Source organism: Providencia sp. AGC89 (genome assembly GCF_053543535.1).
On the sequence record NZ_JBIXLP010000091.1, the window covers coordinates 165,534 to 184,985 of the forward strand.

18 protein-coding genes are annotated in these 19,452 nt (G+C 39.4%); 7 read left to right on the forward strand and 11 right to left on the reverse strand.

Features of this window, described 5'->3' with window-relative positions; genetic code table 11:
• Window positions 1-42: 42 nt before the first annotated feature.
• The 4 genes from metG to cdd all read left to right on the forward strand — a co-directional run bounded on the left by metG (window position 43) and on the right by cdd (window position 4,469).
• Window positions 43-2,070 (forward strand): methionine--tRNA ligase, encoded by a 2,028-nt coding sequence (gene metG, locus ACIPUA_RS20565; RefSeq protein WP_042846564.1) that lies wholly within the window; start codon window positions 43-45, stop codon window positions 2,068-2,070.
• Window positions 2,071-2,214: 144 nt separating this feature from the next.
• Window positions 2,215-2,682: a CidA/LrgA family protein gene (locus ACIPUA_RS20570; RefSeq protein ID WP_449060093.1), complete on the forward strand. Its 468-nt coding sequence runs from the start codon at window positions 2,215-2,217 to the stop codon at window positions 2,680-2,682.
• Complete coding sequence (locus ACIPUA_RS20575; RefSeq protein ID WP_042846566.1) at window positions 2,682-3,377, forward strand: CidB/LrgB family autolysis modulator; 696 nt, start codon at window positions 2,682-2,684, stop codon at window positions 3,375-3,377. The genes ACIPUA_RS20570 and ACIPUA_RS20575 overlap by 1 nt, the downstream gene beginning before the upstream one ends.
• Window positions 3,378-3,581: 204 nt before the next feature.
• Entirely contained in the window at window positions 3,582-4,469 is an 888-nt protein-coding gene (cdd, locus tag ACIPUA_RS20580) for a cytidine deaminase (protein ID WP_272579343.1), read from the forward strand.
• A 110-nt stretch (window positions 4,470-4,579) separates the two neighbouring features.
• Here cdd and ACIPUA_RS20585 read toward each other — a convergent pair whose 3' ends face one another.
• Genes ACIPUA_RS20585 through ACIPUA_RS20595 form a run of 3 tightly spaced genes read right to left on the reverse strand, consistent with a single transcriptional unit; the run spans window position 4,580 to window position 7,050 of the window.
• Entirely contained in the window at window positions 4,580-5,671 is a 1,092-nt protein-coding gene (locus ACIPUA_RS20585) for a serine protease (protein ID WP_071547868.1), read from the reverse strand.
• Window positions 5,672-5,674: 3 nt separating this feature from the next.
• Window positions 5,675-6,367, reverse strand: coding sequence for a hypothetical protein (locus ACIPUA_RS20590; protein WP_048606514.1), 693 nt, complete (start codon window positions 6,365-6,367; stop codon window positions 5,675-5,677).
• A 59-nt stretch (window positions 6,368-6,426) separates the two neighbouring features.
• Complete coding sequence (locus ACIPUA_RS20595; RefSeq protein ID WP_042846570.1) at window positions 6,427-7,050, reverse strand: hypothetical protein; 624 nt, start codon at window positions 7,048-7,050, stop codon at window positions 6,427-6,429.
• Window positions 7,051-7,478: 428 nt separating this feature from the next.
• On the opposite strand from ACIPUA_RS20595, the gene ACIPUA_RS20600 reads away from it, so the two are divergent.
• Together ACIPUA_RS20600 and ACIPUA_RS20605 are read left to right on the forward strand one after the other, a co-directional pair.
• Window positions 7,479-9,176: an NAD-dependent malic enzyme gene (locus tag ACIPUA_RS20600; RefSeq protein WP_129466758.1), complete on the forward strand. Its 1,698-nt coding sequence runs from the start codon at window positions 7,479-7,481 to the stop codon at window positions 9,174-9,176.
• Between the two features lie 154 nt (window positions 9,177-9,330).
• Window positions 9,331-10,218, forward strand: a complete 888-nt coding sequence (locus tag ACIPUA_RS20605; protein ID WP_042846572.1) for a rhomboid family intramembrane serine protease — start codon at window positions 9,331-9,333, stop codon at window positions 10,216-10,218.
• A gap of 17 nt (window positions 10,219-10,235) precedes the next feature.
• Here ACIPUA_RS20605 and ACIPUA_RS20610 read toward each other — a convergent pair whose 3' ends face one another.
• The 5 genes from ACIPUA_RS20610 to ACIPUA_RS20630 form a co-directional block, all read right to left on the reverse strand.
• Window positions 10,236-11,018 (reverse strand): sulfite exporter TauE/SafE family protein, encoded by a 783-nt coding sequence (locus ACIPUA_RS20610; protein WP_042846573.1) that lies wholly within the window; start codon window positions 11,016-11,018, stop codon window positions 10,236-10,238.
• On the reverse strand, window positions 11,018-11,863 hold the full coding sequence (locus ACIPUA_RS20615) for a MurR/RpiR family transcriptional regulator (protein WP_042846574.1): 846 nt from the start codon (window positions 11,861-11,863) through the stop codon (window positions 11,018-11,020). The genes ACIPUA_RS20610 and ACIPUA_RS20615 overlap by 1 nt, the downstream gene beginning before the upstream one ends.
• 15 nt (window positions 11,864-11,878) lie before the next feature.
• Window positions 11,879-13,240, reverse strand: coding sequence for a PTS transporter subunit EIIC (locus ACIPUA_RS20620; protein WP_042846575.1), 1,362 nt, complete (start codon window positions 13,238-13,240; stop codon window positions 11,879-11,881).
• A 61-nt stretch (window positions 13,241-13,301) separates the two neighbouring features.
• Window positions 13,302-14,219 (reverse strand): N-acetylmuramic acid 6-phosphate etherase, encoded by a 918-nt coding sequence (murQ, locus tag ACIPUA_RS20625; protein WP_042846576.1) that lies wholly within the window; start codon window positions 14,217-14,219, stop codon window positions 13,302-13,304.
• A 176-nt stretch (window positions 14,220-14,395) separates the two neighbouring features.
• Entirely contained in the window at window positions 14,396-15,091 is a 696-nt protein-coding gene (locus ACIPUA_RS20630; protein WP_042846577.1) for a carbohydrate-binding family 9-like protein, read from the reverse strand.
• A 368-nt stretch (window positions 15,092-15,459) separates the two neighbouring features.
• On the opposite strand from ACIPUA_RS20630, the gene sanA reads away from it, so the two are divergent.
• Window positions 15,460-16,164: an outer membrane permeability protein SanA gene (gene sanA / locus ACIPUA_RS20635; RefSeq protein ID WP_449060094.1), complete on the forward strand. Its 705-nt coding sequence runs from the start codon at window positions 15,460-15,462 to the stop codon at window positions 16,162-16,164.
• A 41-nt stretch (window positions 16,165-16,205) separates the two neighbouring features.
• On the opposite strand, the gene yeiB is transcribed toward sanA, so the two are convergent.
• The 3 genes from yeiB to ACIPUA_RS20650 all read right to left on the reverse strand — a co-directional run bounded on the left by yeiB (window position 16,206) and on the right by ACIPUA_RS20650 (window position 19,394).
• Window positions 16,206-17,348 (reverse strand): DUF418 domain-containing protein YeiB, encoded by a 1,143-nt coding sequence (gene yeiB / locus ACIPUA_RS20640; RefSeq protein ID WP_042846579.1) that lies wholly within the window; start codon window positions 17,346-17,348, stop codon window positions 16,206-16,208.
• A 3-nt stretch (window positions 17,349-17,351) separates the two neighbouring features.
• Window positions 17,352-18,011: a GTP cyclohydrolase I FolE gene (gene folE, locus ACIPUA_RS20645; protein WP_042846580.1), complete on the reverse strand. Its 660-nt coding sequence runs from the start codon at window positions 18,009-18,011 to the stop codon at window positions 17,352-17,354.
• 201 nt (window positions 18,012-18,212) lie between these two features.
• Entirely contained in the window at window positions 18,213-19,394 is a 1,182-nt protein-coding gene (locus ACIPUA_RS20650) for a YbfB/YjiJ family MFS transporter (RefSeq protein ID WP_048606549.1), read from the reverse strand.
• Window positions 19,395-19,452: the final 58 nt, after the last annotated feature.

A 19,452-nucleotide genomic window follows, 5' to 3' on the forward strand; every position in this document is an offset into this window, starting at 1 on the left:
CATCAAAGACCCTTTTCAAATAATGGAAGTAAGAAAGTTACTATGTCTCAAGTCGCGAATAAATCACTGGTAACCTGTGCGTTACCCTATGCTAACGGTTCAATCCATCTTGGTCATATCCTGGAACATATTCAGGCTGATATTTGGGTCCGTTATCAGCGAATGCGCGGCAAAGAGGTTCACTTTATCTGTGCCGATGACGCGCACGGTACGCCAATCATGCTTAAAGCGCAGCAACTCGGTATTACTCCCGAAGAAATGATTGCAGCAGTGAGCCAAGAGCATCAGGACGATTTTGCTGGTTTTGCCATTAGCTATGATAATTACCACTCAACACATAGTGCAGAAAATAAAACATTATCAGAACTGATTTATGGGAAGCTGAAAAATAACGGTTTTATTAAAAACCGAACCATTTCACAGCTTTTCGACCCAGAAAAAGGCATGTTTTTACCTGATCGCTTCGTTAAAGGCACTTGCCCAAAATGTAAAGCTGAAGACCAATACGGTGACAACTGCGAAGTGTGTAGCGCAACCTATAGCCCAACGGAATTAATTAATCCACGTTCGGTGATTTCTGGTGCTACACCTGTAATGCGTGATTCCGAACACTTTTTCTTTGATCTTCCTGCATTTAGCGACATGCTTCAAGCGTGGACTCGCTCAGGCGCATTACAAGAACAAGTCGCAAACAAAATGCAAGAATGGTTCGAATCAGGCCTACAACAATGGGATATCACTCGTGATGCGCCTTATTTCGGTTTTGAAATTCCTGATGCGCCGGGGAAATATTTCTATGTCTGGCTTGACGCTCCTATCGGCTATATGGGCTCATTTAAAAACCTCTGTGATAAACGCGGTGATCTCGATTTCGATGAATTTTGGAATAAGGACTCAAAAACTGATCTTTACCATTTTATTGGTAAAGACATCGTCTATTTCCATAGCCTATTTTGGCCAGCCATGCTAGAAGGCAGTAATTTCCGTAAACCGACAAATTTATTTGTTCATGGCTATGTCACGGTAAACGGTGCAAAAATGTCTAAATCGCGCGGTACTTTTATTACTGCACGTTCATATTTAGATCATTTAGATGCTGATTGCTTACGCTATTACTATGCAGCGAAGCTATCTTCACGTATTGATGATATCGATTTGAATTTAGAAGACTTCGTACAACGAGTGAACAGTGATATCGTCAATAAAGTGGTTAACCTAGCCTCCCGTAATGCAGGTTTTATCGCTAAACGCTTTGATGGCAAATTATCAGCAAACTTAGCTGAACCTGAGCTATACCAACAGTTTGTCGATGCTGCAAAAATCATTGGTGAGGACTATAACAACCGCGAATACAATAAAGCTATCCGTGAAATTATGGCTCTGGCCGATATCGCTAACCGTTACGTAGATGAGAAAGCCCCTTGGGTGGTCGCGAAACAAGAAGGTAAAGACCAAGAGCTGCAAGATATTTGCTCTATGGGTATTAACTTGTTCCGAATTCTCATGACTTACCTGAAACCCGTTTTACCAGGCCTGACTAAACGTGCGGAAGCATTCTTAAATACGGAACTTGCATGGGATGCGATTAACACCCCATTATTGAACCACAGCGTCGCACCGTTCAAAGCGCTATTTAACCGTATTGAAATGGCAAAAGTAGATGCGATGGTTGAAGCCTCAAAAGAGAGCATCAAACCTATCCAGCAAGTTACTGGGCCTTTGGCTGACGATCCTGTCCAAGACACTATCACTTTTGATGATTTCGCTAAAATAGACCTACGTATCGCGTTAATCAAACACGCTGATTTTGTTGAAGGCTCTGATAAACTTTTGAAATTACAACTAGATATTGGTGGTGAAACTCGCCAAGTATTCTCTGGTATTCGCTCTGCTTATCCAGATCCAAAAGTATTGGAAGGCCGTTTAACCGTGATGGTTGCAAACCTTGCGCCACGTAAAATGCGCTTTGGTATTTCAGAGGGTATGGTAATGGCAGCAGGCCCTGGTGGAAAAGATATTTATCTGCTCAGCCCTGATAACGGAGCACAGCCAGGTATGCAAGTTAAATAACGAGCATATGCAGTAATCCAGTTATTTGTTATAAGTGGGGAGCTAAAAACTCCCCACTTTTTTATTGCCTTTTTATTGTGATCGGTAGCACAATTATAAAGTTAATTGTATGATGAATAGATATTACATAACAGGACCAGTCTCATGTCATTTAAGCAGGTACTGATAACGGGGTGGCAATATTTGTGCGCTTTTGCAATACTTTACCTCTGCCTGATTATCGGAAACCTTATTTCCGCACTACTTCCCTTTTCCATTCCCGGCAGCATTGTCGGTATGTTAATCTTATTTGTATTGCTTGCATTACAAATAATTCCAGCTCACTGGGCCCAACCCGGTTGCAGTATTTTATTGAAAAATATGACCATTCTGTTTGTTCCTATTGGTGTTGGCATAATGAATTACTATGAATTAATCAGTCAACAAATGGTTCCTATCATCGTTTCTTGTGTGGTCAGTACCTTAATCGTCATGGTCGTTGTTGCTATCAGTTCAAACTATATCCATAAAGAACGCCCTGTCGTTGGCGCTAAACCAGATGAAGTTCCGTTACCCCCTGAAGAACCTATTTCTTCGGTTATTAATAATGATAAAACTAAGGGGGAGGACTAATGCTAGCGCATATTTGGTGGTCATTGCCGCTAACTATTGTAGTGTTTTATTTAGCACGCCAGCTGTCAGTAAAATTTAAATTACCAATTTTAAACCCACTATTGGTCACAATAGCGGTGCTTATTACGCTATTAGTTTTAACTAACACATCCTATGAGCACTATTTTGCAGGTAGCAAAATACTCAATGATTTACTGCAACCTGCAGTCGTCGCGCTTGCTTTTCCACTTTATGAGCAAATGCACCAGATCCGCGCTCAGTGGAAATCCTTATTAAGCATTTGTTTTGCTGGTAGCTTAGTGGCTATGTTCAGTGGTGCAGCCATTGCACTCTGGTTAGGTGCAACCCCTGATATCGCAGGTTCTATTTTACCTAAGTCGGTCACTACCCCTATTGCGATGGCTGTTGCTGATTCGGTTGGTGGGGTCCCTGCCATTAGTGCTGCTTGTGTGTTGTTTGTTGGGATTTTAGGCGCCATGTTCGGCCATAGCTTATTTGATGTGCTGCGTATTCGAACCCACGCGTCTAGAGGCCTTGCAATGGGAACCGCTTCTCACGCCTTAGGCACCGCACGTTGCGCTGAAGTGAATTATATTGAAGGGGCTTATAGCTCACTAGCACTAATGACCTGTGGTGTGATCACTTCACTTATTGCTCCGTTTATATTTCCTGTCATTTTACATCTTTTTAGCTAAGCTTAACTCACTAAGAAAATAACTAATCATATGAGTAAGAGGAATTAATCAGCCTCTTACTCACTAGCGCACATTAAAACATGAGATACTTCTCTCAATTCAAGAATTTGTTTCATATGTTTCATTTAAAATAGTGACTTTAGTCACATATTGTTCTACGTATTATTGAATAGAATGAAAACAATTAAATAGGGAGGGTAACTCATGCATTCAAGATTTAAGGCCGCTTGGGCCGAGCTTCCAGAAAAGTTACAGTCTGTACTTAGACCTATCATCGATAAGTCCGATTTTTCGGGGATGTTAACCGCAGAACAAGTTAAAAATATTAAAACACAAAGTGGTATTAACGATTCGGAATTAGCTTTTGCATTGTTACCTTTTGCCGCAGCCTATGCCGTCACACCTATCTCCCATTTTCAAGTTGGTGCAATCGCTTGCGGTGCAAGTGGTAATTTGTACTTTGGTGCCAATATGGAATTTAGCCACGTATCAATGGGGCAAGTCATTCATGCAGAACAATGCGCTATAACCCATTCATGGATGAAAGGTGAAACACAAATTACCTCAATTACCGTGAATTACACACCATGTGGGCACTGCCGCCAATTTATGAATGAATTACGCGAAGGTGGCAAAATTATGGTGAATTTACCAGGCCGCACACCTGCGGTACTACACCACTATTTACCAGACTCATTTGGGCCCTCTGACCTCAATATTACTACACTACTGCTAGACACTGTTGACCATGGTTATAAAAACCAAAGCCGTGACCGGTTATTAAGTGCAGCAATTGAGGCTGCAAACCAATCCCATGCACCTTATAGTAAGGCCCATTCAGGTATTGCGTTACAGTTGAAAGATGGCTCACTGTTTACAGGCCGCTACGCAGAAAATGCCGCATTCAACCCAAGTTTACCGCCACTGCAAGCCGCTTTAATTATGATTAACCTAGCAGGTAAAGATATTCATGCCATCGACCAAGCTAAATTTGTTGAAAAACAAGATGCGATTATCAAACATTGGTGTGTTACCGAAAATACATTACAGGCACTAGGTTGCCAAAATATTGAATTAGCTTATTTGGATTAATGTTCTCTCATGTTCCATGTATGGTTATTGTCAACAAGCTAATTATTGGCAATAACCATTTTTTATGTTTCATATGTTTTTAATAAATTGATAAAACTTTAATTCAGTAACTAACTAAAAAATGAATTTGATGAATAGCTAGAAAATCGAGAGGGAATATTTGATGCTGTTCTGTCTGAGAAATAGTTATTAAAAGAACTATCGAATGAATTCATTGATGACATATTGTCTCTTAAATTATCAATCATACGATCATAATGATTAATATTAGGTTGGTAATTAATTGATGGTGAGTTAAATAAGCCTGTTTCTGGTAATATATAGTCAGGTCTTTCTAAATAATATTCAGACAATAGATTTTTATGTGTAAATTCCGTTTGACCACGCCAATCTGTTTGTACAGAAAGTCGATTATTATCGCCAGATGGGAAATTCCAAAATGAAAACCTATTAGTTCCTCTATCGATTAATGGATTACCTGTTTCGTACACTAGCGCATTAATATTATCTATATTAGTTTTAATTGTAGGTGTTACAATGGAACCATATGTCTTTTTAAGACTAATGGTTACTCCATCCACAGCATTGTCTATGTCTACAACCCTTCTAAGCCAACGGTGTATTTGAGGTTGCTTACTAGCAGGGGCATCATATAAACTTTCAAACATAATATTTAAAGTTCTTAAACTTAATTCAGTTTCTTTTTCTGTATTACCTACCGCATCCAATGCCTTTTGCCAATACACCTCCCTTATTTCTCCGTTTGATAGTACATCAAAAACAGGTTGTAAGGTCCAGGATTCCGCAGGTAAGCCATATTTACTAAAAACACGTTCATGAAATTTCATTGCTTCTTCATGGGTTATATCACCTTTTATTTCTATGCCTTCCTCAGTGAATCTGTCTCGTAAAATTTTGACATAACCATAAGCCATATCGAATCGTATATTGTTAACTTTATCCTCATTAAATTTTTTACCATTTTCTATTGTTACTTCTTCTAAATAATTTAACGCAAAAGCACCTGAAAAAGAGTCCCCTTTTACCACACTATTAGCTAACGGAGCATATCGATCCCCTTTGCTTTCTAAATATTCATACATCAATTCTGGTTTTTTAGTTAAAATTAATATTTTTAAAGCCTTAGACGTATCAGTCCAATTTAATTTCATATTCCCTTTTCTACTAGTTACATTATTCATTTATCATTTCCTATTTATCATTTTCTGGTTTAAAAATATAACAATATCATTCTTTATTTCTTCCCACATAATTAAATCATCAAAAATCATATTTAACCTAACTTTAACACCAATGTTTTCAATTAAAAAAATAGCATCACAGTCACTATACTCCTGTCTAAATGGAATCCAAATACATTCAAATAAAGTATTTACATCATTATTTTTCAACTCCCAATAGTATCTGTTTTTATAATATTCCGGATCAATATTTTTTTTCATCCTCTTTAATTCAACATCGCTAAAGTAAAGATTTATTTTTTCATCATACAATACCTCGCCTTTTATTTTCTCCTCTCCTCTATCAAGATATAAGTATCTTTTATACTCTAGATAGCCATTAACATCTCCATCTAGTGGTTCAATAGATACTCTAATTATTTTTATATTTTCATTTGAATCAATTGGTTTCATTTCTGGCCATGACATCCTCATTGGCAGAATTCTAAAATTAGCCTCACACCCTTTTTTGTTTTCAACAAACCTTGGATCAAAATAGCTATACCCTTCATATTCAGCAAATGGAAAAACATACTCACTAGGAACTTCGATAATATTCTTATTAAACTGTCCACAAACAAAACCGGGGCGGTTCTCCCCATAAGAAATATGAGAGAATAATAATAACGGTAGAATCAAACCAAAATATAATTTCATAATAATTGAAACCTTAACATTTATATAACATTTAATTTTTAAACTTATTTAAATGAAAACTATGATTTAGCAAAAGATAATGTTTTACTCATACGTTCATACCATTTATTAATAATGATTTTCTGTTTTTTAGTGGCCTTCTTTTCCTTTTCTAACATCACTTTCATTAAGCTGTATATTACCGATAATTCCTGGCCACGGTCTCCGGAAGCTGCCATAATTTTTTGCCAATAAAATTCTTTTTCTTTTTCATCTAATACAGAAAATACCACACCTAAAACCCAAGCTTCTTCCGGTATTTTATTACGTAACATAACCAGATAGTGTATTTCATCTGCTTCTTTATAGGTCATATCATGAGAGACTTTTTCACCTGTACTCTGTTTCCTCGCTTTTCGCTTCAATACTTGAAGCATTTCTAATGCATGGTCATAATTTATTTTGTCTATCAATGTTTTATTAATTGTTTTGTTTTTTTCTTTCATCACCAAATAAAAATAATCTGTTATAACTCGACCAAAAATTGATGAACCATATTTGTTTTCATAGAAATAGTTGTCAATATTCCTTAGTGTTTCTATTGGGTTATAGTCTGCTCTTGAGTGATTCATTCCTCCTAGAAATGCCATAATAAGTAATATATAAATACGCTTATTTCTTAACACCCCATTAATTAAATTCATAAAACTCCTTAGTGAAAAATGAAATATAAAATAAAATTCAACTTATATAAATTTAAAACTTGCAGCAATATATGATGTTTGAAAATATAATTTCGCTTACAGTAAACTAATTTTTTCACTCACTAACTCATTAAAAACAGTGAAAAAAACATTAAGAGAATTTATCCATCAGGAAGTTAAACCATTGTTTAAAAAACCGTTGAGATAAAAAGAATTCATTCATACTTGCCTAACCGTGATCTACCCACCGTAATGAGTACACCATTGACAGCTTTCATTCCCTTTCGCGCTTAAACTCCTTATCATATGCACAATATTTTTCAGTAAATTTTTTAACGCTTTTTTATCATTATTTACTGTACATATTTGCTGTTTAGCTTAGGATCTACCCTGACTTTGTTGATTAATCGTCCGAAGAGTGATATTTCATGGAACATGAATACGAAACAAAACGCCCTCTCTATATACCCTACGCTGGCCCAATTTTGCTTGAGTTTCCTTTACTGAATAAAGGAAGTGCGTTCACCGAAGAAGAACGCGCAAGTTTTAACTTACATGGATTACTGCCTGAACAAGTTGAAACCATCGAAGAACAAGTTGAGCGTGCTTACCGCCAATTAATTGATTTTAAATCAGATATTGATAAGCATATCTATTTAAGAAATATTCAAGACACCAACGAAACCTTATTTTATCGCCTTATTGATGCCCACCTTACAGAGGTCATGCCAATCATCTATACCCCTACGGTGGGTGAAGCCTGTGAGCATTTCTCTGATATTTATCGTCGTGCACGCGGTTTATTTATTTCTTATCCGAACCGTGAATACATCGACGACATGCTACAAAATGCCACCAAACAAAACGTAAAAGTCATCGTTGTAACCGATGGTGAACGTATCTTAGGTCTTGGTGACCAAGGTATCGGTGGAATGGGCATCCCAATTGGTAAACTCTCTTTATATACTGCGTGTGGGGGGATCAGCCCAGCTTATACCCTGCCAATCGTTATTGATGTGGGGACCAATAATCCACAACGCCTGAATGACCCCCTGTATATGGGATGGCGTCATCCACGGATCACTGGCGATGAATACAACGAATTCCTCGAAGAATTTGTACAAGCGGTAAAACGCCGCTGGCCAAATGTATTGCTGCAATTTGAAGATTTTGCACAGAAGAATGCAATGCCGTTGTTAAACCGCTACCGTGATGAGCTCTGCTGTTTTAATGATGATATTCAAGGTACTGCATCCGTCGCACTTGGTAGCTTAATTGCAGCTAGCCATGCTGCTGGTAGTAAGTTAAGCGACCAACGCGTCACTTTCTTAGGCGCCGGTTCAGCCGGGTGTGGTATTGCTGAGCAAATCATTGCCCAAATGAAATCTGAGGGTCTGAGTGACGAAGAAGCGCGTTCACGCATATATATGGTTGACCGCTTTGGTCTGTTAACCGATAAACTGCCTAATTTACTCGACTTCCAAGCCAAATTAACCCAAAACAGTGGAAATTTAACTGATTGGGATGTTAACAGTGATTCAATTTCACTGTTAGATGTGGTGCGTAATGCCAAACCAACCATATTAATTGGTGTATCTGGCCAAGCTGGGTTATTCACAGAAGAAATCATTAAAGAGATGCATAAGCACTGTGAACGCCCTATCGTCATGCCATTATCGAACCCAACTTCGCGGGTTGAAGCTCGCCCTGAAGATATTATCAATTGGACGGATGGCAAGGCCTTAGTCGCAACAGGAAGTCCATTTAGCCCAGTGTCTTACAAAGACCAAGTGTTCCCAATTGCACAATGTAACAACTCCTATATCTTCCCAGGTATTGGCCTTGGTGTGATTGCCTCTGGTGCTAAACGTGTCACTGATGGTATGTTAATGGCTGCCAGCCGTGCGTTAGCAAGCTGTTCTCCTCTGGCAAAAGAAGGGAAAGGGGCGTTATTACCTTTGCTTTCTGATATCCAACACGTTTCTCGTATCATTGCTAAACAAGTTGCAAAAGAAGCACAGATTCAAGGTGTTGCTACCGTAACTTCGGATGAAGCACTTGATGAAGCAATTGAACGTAATTTCTGGAAACCGGAGTACCGCACTTATAAACGAACTTCATTTTAATTCGTAATAAGCGTATGAAAGGGGCTCTTAGGCCCCTTTTTTGTTTTTACGATTCCCTAAAAAGCTAAAATCTGTATTCTCAGATAATGATAAATTGCGCTAAACAAATCACTTATTTAAGATAACGTCCATGACTGATTAATAGGATATTTACATGACTGGCGACCTCAATGCAGCAACTGTGCAGAAACCTAAATTTTCCCTATGGGCAATAGCCCTGACGCTCTGTATTGCGGTGCTAAATATTGTTGTTTATTTTTATCAGCTCAATTATGCCGCCCCACTCGATTCCCAAGAAAATAATTTATTGCTATTTGGTGCCAATGTTTACCAACTTTCATTAACTGGGGATTGGTGGCGTTATCCAGTCAGTATGGTATTGCACTCAGGCGGTATGCACCTTGCTTTAAATACGTTGGCCTTGTTTGTTATTGGGATTGAATGCGAACGTAACTATGGGAAATTTAGAATGCTCGCGATATACCTATTTTCAGGTATCGGAGCTGCCTTTTTCAGCGCTTATTGGCAATATCAAGAAGCATTAAAAGAAGTGGCATCTCAAGCCTCATTAAATACATGGAGCAGCCTTTATCTACCCGATAATACCGTTTATATCACTGTTAGTATTGGCGCTTCAGGTGCCATTATGGGGTTAGCCGCAGCCTCAGTTATTTACCTTTTAAAAGCCATCAATAACCCTGCTCTTTCTATAGAACAACGAAACCAGTTAAAGCGCCCGTTATACAATATAATGGCCATGATAGGTCTAACTTTGGTAAATGGTTTGCAATCAGGGATTGATAACGCGGCACATATTGGCGGTGCAGTTCTTGGCGCATTTATTAGTGGGGCTTTTGTACTTGCGCCACAGGCAACCAACCGAGGAAAATTTACATCTAGTATATTAATTACTTTAATTGCGGCTATTTTACTGTTTTTTGCACTTAATCAGTATTCATCATCCGATGATGAAGAACTTAACTATGAGCGTCAATTTATTTATCAAGAAATGGAAAAAGAGCTCAATCAATGGCAAAGCTGAGCCCTAACACGATAAAACTAAAAAGAAAATAAATTCATAGTCATCATCACCGCACTACAGGCAATCAATAACAATGTGACATATTGGAAAGTGCGCTCAGACAAATGAACCAATAAATATTTCGCAAGGGGCATCACCATCAATGCCCCAGCACATAATATCAACGCCAATTTTAAATCGGTATAGCCATCCTGTGCATAAGCCAAAGCTGATGAACCCGATAATAACGTCGTCACAAAAATTGATGTCCCTATTGCCTGTTTAATATTCAGCTGCATATATCGCAATAGCATAGGTAACACAACAACACCACCACCCACCCCCGTTGCACCTAGCACCACGCCGGCTAGAATAGCAGGGAGCGCCATCGCTTTTAGTTGGTTGGTTTCTACCATTTTTTGCTTAATGACTGAAACAAAAAACATTCTCTGAATAAATAAATACAACGAGAAAATAATTGCAGCAGCAACTAAAAGGTTAATCCCCCATTCGACTTGTAGTTGATACCCAGGCAATCCCCCAAGCCAAGTCACTAAAAGGCTTGATAAAAAAGTACTCGGCAACATAATGGCTAAAACAATCATCGCCCCTTTAAAAGGAATATTGCCTAACCGAAAATGCATATAGGAAGAAGAGACTTTCATCAACATCGAAAGAAAATTAGCTGTCGCGACAGCCGCTAATGCGTTAAGCCCAAAAAAATAGGTTAATATGGGCAGAACAATCACTCCACCACCAACCCCCGTTGTGCTGATAATCAGCCCAATTAGAGCACCTATTGCTAACTCTGTTACAATCATTAACTCTTGCCTTGTATCAGTGCTTGTCGCCCTTTTTGTAATGCTAAGTCTGCATCACTATCCACTAACGTAAGATATTTAAAAAACAACGTATCAAAGATGATCATCTGTAACACTTGGGGGGTAATTATCCCTAACTGTGTATGCTGTTCATCATAAAAATAAGGTAAACTGAAATCAGCTAATTTCACCGCTTCATCTTGCCCGAAACGAGTCAAAGCAACCGTCGGGCAGCCTGTCTCTTTCGCAGCTCGCAACATCTGGTTGATTTCTTGAGTATTCCCACGAGCAGTCACTGCAATAGCTAAATCATCTTGGTTTAAATTAGCAGAATAACTTAACTGAACATGTAAGTCGTAGCTGAATAATGCATGCTTGTTGATACGAATAAGTTTATGGTAAATATCACTGGCAACAATTGCTGATGACCCCACACCAAACAATACAATCCGCTTCGCATTATTCATTTTTTGGGCAACGTCATCGATAACTGACGGTTCTAGTAAATCCAATGACTTTTCAATTGCCGAAATAAACATTTGCCCTGTTTTAGCGATTATCTGCTCCGTTCCATCATTACGGCTCAGATTACCGTATAAGCTTTCCGCTTTATGTTGTTTTTCATCAGACAAATAATCAACTTTAAATTCAGGATAGCCACGGTAACCCATCTGGCGTGAAAAGCGGATAACAGACGCACTACTGACCCCAGCAGCTTGTGCTAATTCTGCGGCATTCATCGCAATCATACTGTCACGATTATCCAACAAAAATGTGGCAATTCGCTGCTCAGTGCCTTTACCTCTAGTTTGTAAGCTTTCCAGTTTTACCGTCAGTGTCGACATGGCTATTCCTTCTAGTTATTTTTCTGGATCAGTGAAGCCTATTATCATACTGGCAATGAACCCGACAATCCATGCGCCTGCAACTGCAATTAGAAAGTCCAGTATTTGCCCATCTCCTACTAATGGGATTAATGATAACCCAGCGGTGCCAAATGGGATGATAATACCAACATGGAAAAAGGCCATTAATGCACCACCAGCAGCACCACCAATACAGCCAGCAATGAAGGGCTTACCTAGCGGTAATGACACACCAAATAACAATGGTTCACCTACCCCAAAAATACCGACCGGCAATGCCCCGACTAGCGTTTTTTTCAACCGTTGATTTTTAGTTTTTAAATACACCCAGAAACAAGAACCTACCTGCCCCATACCGCCCATTGCTAAGATTGGGAATAAATAATTCAGACCAAAGGTTTGTAAAATTTCCGCATGGATAGGTATCAACCCTTGGTGTAGACCCGTTAACAGTAAAAATAAGAAACTACCGCCTAAGACCCCACCTGTCGCTACAGCACCACCACCACTATCCAGTAATGCAACAGAAACACCTTGCGCCAAGATTTGATTCAAATAATGGCCAGCAGGTTGGAATACGATAATGGCAACCATTGCTGATACTAAGATCGTGACAAATGGTGTGACTATCAAATCAAGGCTTTCTTTGATAATACTTCGAAACCACACTTCAAATTTTGACGAAAAAACAACGACCATCAAGACGGCGAATATCCCACCACTATTTGGTACCAGTTTGGAGCCAAATAAAGTAATATCAGCCAATCCCGGCATGGAGAGCAAGCCCGCCATAACCGCACCAATTGAGGTCGATGCGCCGAGTTCCTTTGCCGTATTTACCCCAATCATAATTGATAGATAAACAAATACTGAACTGCCGATTAATTTCAATAATTTGAATAGCTCTGGAAATTGTTCTACAACCCCTGGTGCAACCAAACGAACAATATTGATAAGCCCCATAATAAGGCCGCAACCAATCAGAGCTGGAATAGTAGGAACAAATATAGCAGCCAAGGTGTTTAAAGTACGACGAATAGAAAACGCTTTTTTCTCTACAGGAGCTTGCTCGGCTGTGGTGGCCGATGCACTACCCTGCATTCGCTTATTCATTACTGAAAAAACTTTTGCTGCGGTGCCCATACCAACAATCACCTGCTGTTGCTCACCATTAAAAATAACACCTTTCACACCATCAATTTGCTTCAACGCATCAGCATCAAACTTGCTATTGTCCTTTAACACTAAACGGATACGAGTCATACAGTGAGTTAAAGTTGCCACGTTCTCAAAGCCGCCCGCATATTTTTCTATTTCTCTGGCGAGTACTTCCAGATGTTCTATCTTATTAGCCATATTATTCCCCTGATGTTGGCTGAGCCAATAGCTTGGCTCTCCATCATGCTATACCGGTTTATTAACGGTGAGTTTCTAACATTTTATCCAGTGTTGTATTTGGATGCTGCTGAACTATATCCGTTGCTTGCTGTGCACTAATTTGTAATTCATACATTAAAATTGCGCGTCGTGGGTGGTAATCCACTTGCACTAATAACTCTGCGGCTATTTGTGTATCAATACCGCAAACTTCACTGACAATTCGTTCTGCACGGCGTAATAATTTAATATTACTGGCAACGACATCAATCATTAAGTTAGTGTGGATACGGCCGAGGCGTCCCATAACACATGTACTTAACATACCTAAAATCATTTTTTGGGCGGTACCACTCTTCATGCGCGTTGAGCCTGATAGCACTTCAGGCCCTACATCTGGCGCAATCGCTATTTTTGCAATATGACTTAAGAGCCCGCGGCCCCGGGTCGTGATAGCAACGGTTAACGCACCAAGCCCATTGGCATAGTCAATCCCTGCTAAAGTAAATGGAGTTCGCCCACTTGCAGCGATACCCACAACAACGTCTTTTCCACAAAGCTGGCGCTTTTTCAATTCTTCTATTGCTGCTTCAGGTGAATCTTCAATATTTTCAACTGCCTTTAGCATCGCATCTTGACCACCAGCAATAATTGATTGCACTAATTCTGGTGAGGTACCAAAAGTTGGAGGGCACTCCGCGCTATCTAAGACTGCAAGCCTTCCACTAGTCCCCGCACCGATATAAAACAAACGACCGCCTTGTTTTAAGCACTCAGCAATAGCATCAACCGCCTCTGCAATCGCGGGTAAAACGGTCTGAATAGCCCCTGCAACGGTGCTATCCGCTTGGTTAATGAGTGTAACCATCGATAATGTCTCCAAACGTGAAAACTGTAAGGTTTCCTGATTGAATTCATTTTGTAGACAGTCACTCAGAGTACTTTCGGCTAGAGACATTAAAACACCCCTCATTGCATTTGAAATTTAATTTCAATAAAAATTACTATATATGAATTTTTATTTCAATTTAAATTGCAATAATAAAATCAACTAAAGTGATGATTATGATCTTTCTCACAGTTCATTCATGTTCTAAGGGAAAAAGCGGCAGTGAAATACTGCCGCTAATAGCGTTATTTTACAAATTTACAGGAGCCAAAAGCAGAAGGTATATGAAAATCAGGTTTTACAGAATCAGGTTTGATCCAGCTAATCCACTTACGGACTTGCTTAGGCTCACCAGCACTAAACTCCCCGCGTAAGATAGCGCACATTAGGGTTTTCTTATCTTTGTCTTGCCATAAATTAAGCTTGCTGAACTCATCAAGGTCAATCTTGCCTGTTAATATATAGCCGTTTGGTGTTATTTCACCCACGGTTTGCAGCGTTTCCCAATTCCAACTAGGGTCGACCTCCCGATAAAAATTAGCCTTCGCGTCAAAAGTACGCCCTTTAGGGTCCATTTCAGCAGTATAATAAGGCTTTAGTTCAGGGCTGGTAGCAAAAAATAGCTCTACACGATCAGAATCTAATACTGCTTGGTCTTTATCAGGGTCATCCCCCAGCTGTATGTCTTTATCTTCGGCAATAAAACGAAAATATAATGCGTCATCACTCCAAAGTGCACGAAAATCTGTTTTCGGAGCGGCTTCTTTTTCCCATGGATAAGTAAAGTCCGTCAATACCTCTGCCTGTTCCCAGATTTCAGCACTTTTAGTCGCATCATTCAGTGATTTCAACTGTTCTGTATGGTTAATTTGGTAATCTTTTGCTGCTACGCTTGAAGTAATCAGTACCGCACTTGCCGCGATTAATGTCGTTAGTTTCATGCTTTTCACCTATCAGGTTACTGTGTTTATTATCAAAGATAGACTACATTTAAAGAAATTTAATTTCACAACAAAATATAAATATAGAATTAAAATTTCATAACAGATAGCCTTATGACATAAAAACTACCGAGATGTGAAACTGCTCACTGTTTGTAATGGCAAACTTTCAATTTTTTCATCCAATCGCTGATGTTTTTTCACACAATAATACGCTTTAATATTCGTCAACCTTATACAAAGGGCTAACATTGACACGACTTTACGTTACGTGACTTGCGCCACTTATTTAACTCAAGTAGCCTAGAAGCTCTGGTCAATTAAGGCTAGCAATCTCATTTATGATTTTTTATTTTCAAGGCTAGGACATGAGGAAACGTCTGATTATTGGTCTTTTTATTCTTGCAGGGATAGCAATAACGACCATTATTTTGCTTGATCGCTGGATAAGCTGGGATACCGCTCCCTATATCTATGAAGATATAGAAAAATTGCCTGCACGCAATGTTGGCATGGTGCTTGGTACATCAAAATATTACACATCCGGTGTGACTAACCTCTACTATTCCTATCGCATTAAAGGTGCAGCAGAAGCTTACCGTAGTGGCAAAGTAAAGTATTTGCTCTTAAGTGGTGATAATGGTGCACATAATTACAATGAACCCATCAATATGCGCAAAGACCTTATTAAAGAAGGTGTTCCCGCGTCAAAGATTGTTCTTGATTTTGCAGGTTTTAGGACTCTGGATTCTGTAGTTCGTACTAAGAAAGTTTTTGATACCGATAATTTTACTATCATTACCCAACGTTTCCATTGTGAGCGAGCGGTCTTTATAGCAAAACATAAAGGTATTGATGCGCAATGTTTAGCGGTCCCCACCCCCGAAGGAATGTATAGAGTCAGGGCTCGGGAAGTGTTCGCACGGCTCGGTGCATTAGCTGATTTATATATTTTAAAGCGCGAACCAAAGTTCTTAGGGGAGCAAGAATCTATACCTGCTCCAATAAAAATGCCGGATGGAATTAAAGGCTACCCAGCGGTTTCACCCGAAGAAATAAATAAATTAAACTAACTGACCTAAGTGAATAAGCCATCATTAAAGCCGATAACCGCTTAACGATACAACTTTTCAGTTAACGTACGCCAGCACCATTCAAGTGGCCCTTGGCGAAATACTCGCAACCAATAATGAGAAAATAATAGGTTTATAGCCCAAATTATTGGAATAAAAAGCAGTAATTCAACACGGCTGAATACCCCAAAATACCCTAGGTGATAAAATATTGTCGTACAAATCAGGGTTTGTAAAATATAGTTACTTAATGCCATTCGCCCCACATTCTGTAGGTAATCAACCAATTTACTAGACTGGATTTTACCCCAAAAGCCATATACTAATGCGATATAACCCAATGATTGAAAAGGGGTAACTAACTCATTAATAATGTACCCTACAATTGAAGTAGCAAAATAGCTCCAATTTAATTGGCTTTGTGCATATAACGCGATAATTTGCACCACCAGCGCAGGAACAATAAATAATTTAGCTATTTTCCGGTAATGTTGTGGACTAAATTGCCCTTTAAGCCAACCATTTTTAATTAATAACGCCCCAATGACCATTAGCGCTAATAATTGCCAGCCATATTGGATGACCAGCATTTCTACCATGATAAACATTTCTGTTGTGCGGTAAATAACCCCTTCGATTCCCCCCGCAATTCTTACCATTTGCTCATCAGCTACCTGTTGCGCTGAAATTTGCCAAAAATGGCTCGGGTCAACGCCACTACCTAAAATAAATAATATAATCAAACCAACTAAATAAATGGTAACAGCGAGGTTTAACAATACTCGGTCACTATAATAATTAATTAGATACACAGCGACTAACCCTGTCAATGCATAAGCAAGAAGAATGTCTCCATCCCAAAAAAGCACACCATGAATAACTCCAAAGATAGCTAAGATAAAAAGCCGGCAATGATTCCATCTCAATGTTCGCGACTGTAATAATGCTAAAGTCGCCCCAAATAAAATAGAAAAAATGGCCAAAACCTTGCCTTGAAACAGCACATTGAAAACAACCCAGATATAGGCTTCTGAAGGAGAGGTCGTTGACGTGTAATAGGGGTTTAAATAAGCTGCTTGTGGCAAAGCAAACCCAAAGATATTCAAAAGAAAAATACCTAGAATTGCCATGCCACGAACAGTGTCAAGCTGCGCTATACGCCTTGACGATGCCGCTGTTACCATAACTTATAAGTGGCGAACAGCACGTAGAAACTCTTGCCTTGTGTTTTGGCTCGACTTAAATAACCCACCTAACGATGTCGTCGTTGTCGCGCTGGTGGCGTCGCGTATACCACGTGCTTTAACACAATAATGCACGGCATCAATGGAAACAGCAACGTTCGTCGTTCCCAACAACGTTTGTAAGGCGACTAAAATTTGCTGAGTTAAACGCTCTTGAACTTGCGGGCGCTGAGAGAAAAACTGCACAATACGATTAATTTTTGATAAACCAATGACTTTATCTTTTGGAATATAAGCAACCGTCGCTTTACCATCAATGGTCACAAAGTGGTGCTCACAAGTACTGGTTAATGTGATATCCCGTACCGTTACCATCTCATCGACTTTCATTTTATTTTCAATCAATGTGATTTTTGGGAAATTAGTATAATCTAAACCTGAAAAAATCTCATCGACGTACATTTTTGCAATACGACGAGGGGTGTCAGCTAAGCTATCATCAGATAAATCCAGATTCAGTAGCTTCATGATCTCTGTCATATGCCCTTCAATCAGTTGCTTACGCTCTTCGCCTGATTTCGGCTGGATACGCAAAGGCGTTTCTAAGCCTCTAGCTTCCAAAGCTGCATGAACTAATTCGGCCTCTTTACTCAGAGATGGCATGGGTTCCTCCACAAATGGTGTAACTATTATTATAAAAATGCAGGTGTGCGCTTTACTCTAAAACAGCAGGTACAGATAATCCAGTATAACCTCAACTGCGGGAGTGAAATATTTGCATGTCCATAGGCAACTTTCTTCACCATAGTAATCCTATGATTTAAAATCACTATCACATATATAATATGCTGAACTAAATATTTATTAACGAAGCTCACGTTTAGGGTAACGATAAACCAATAATCCGCCTACTACCAAGGCGATAAGTGCGATATATAGCGCGGGTTCCAATCGCCCTGTTAAAGACGTGGATATAAATGATAGCGTTGGCCCTATTAATTGCCCAATAGCATAAAATGTTGTCAATAACCCTGCCATAAAACGGTTATGATCAGGTGCAAGTTCACGCCCTAATTGAAGCGCTAACTGCACCGTACACATAAAACCTGAACCGACCAATACCGCAGAAAATGCTAAACCTGAAATGTCGGGAACCACTTCCGCAATCAAAATACCGAGCCCTTGTAACCACAAGCTAATCGCTAAACGATTACGGGTTGTTGACAAATTTCGTAGTAGCATGGCTAATACAATCCCAACAACCGCTGATGCCCCAAAAATAGGCCAAACAAACTGAGCAAATAAGCTATCCGGGAAACGCTGTGCTGCCATTTGCGATAAAAATGTAGCAGGTAAAATATAACCAAAACCAGCCAACCCATAACACCAAACCAAACGTTTAATTTCTGGGGTTAGTATTAATTTTTTTATTTCACCAGAAGGCCTTTCCCACTGCCCTTTGCGGGGTAAATATCGGCTAATATATAAGCTTAAGATCAGCGCTAGTACCCCATAAATAATCCAAGCTTGGCTAGCCGTTAAATGCCAACTTTGGATAGCAACAGCCAGCACACCACTAATAAAAATCCCAGCACCTGTGCCCGCAAAAACAGCAACACTGAGTGCTGGCCTATTTAACCGAGCAAGGGTTTCATTCGCCCATGCTGCGACAAGAACTAATGCTATTCCACTCGCCCAACCAATCACAAAGCGGGCAACGCTGTGTAAAATAGGCCCATTTAACAACGCGCTAAGCAGAGTTATCACTACCGCGCCCCAAACACCTAACCACATGCGCTTTTCAACGTGTGAGCGTGCTCTCATCGCATCAAATGAGCCAAGTAAATAACCAAGATAATTACAAGCAGCAACAACACTGGCAGTCGATAGTGTTAACTGATGTTCTTTGATCATTAAAGGCACTTGAGGGGTTAATGTAAATCGCCCTATCCCCATCACCACGATTAAGGAGAGAAACCCCGTAAATGCGATATGAAAAGCCTTTGCGCTATGGCTTGGAGAAAAAGTTATTGGTTTTATTGACACTATATTCACTCATATTAAGCCTGAATATTATTGTTATATAGAATAATTCAATTTCTAA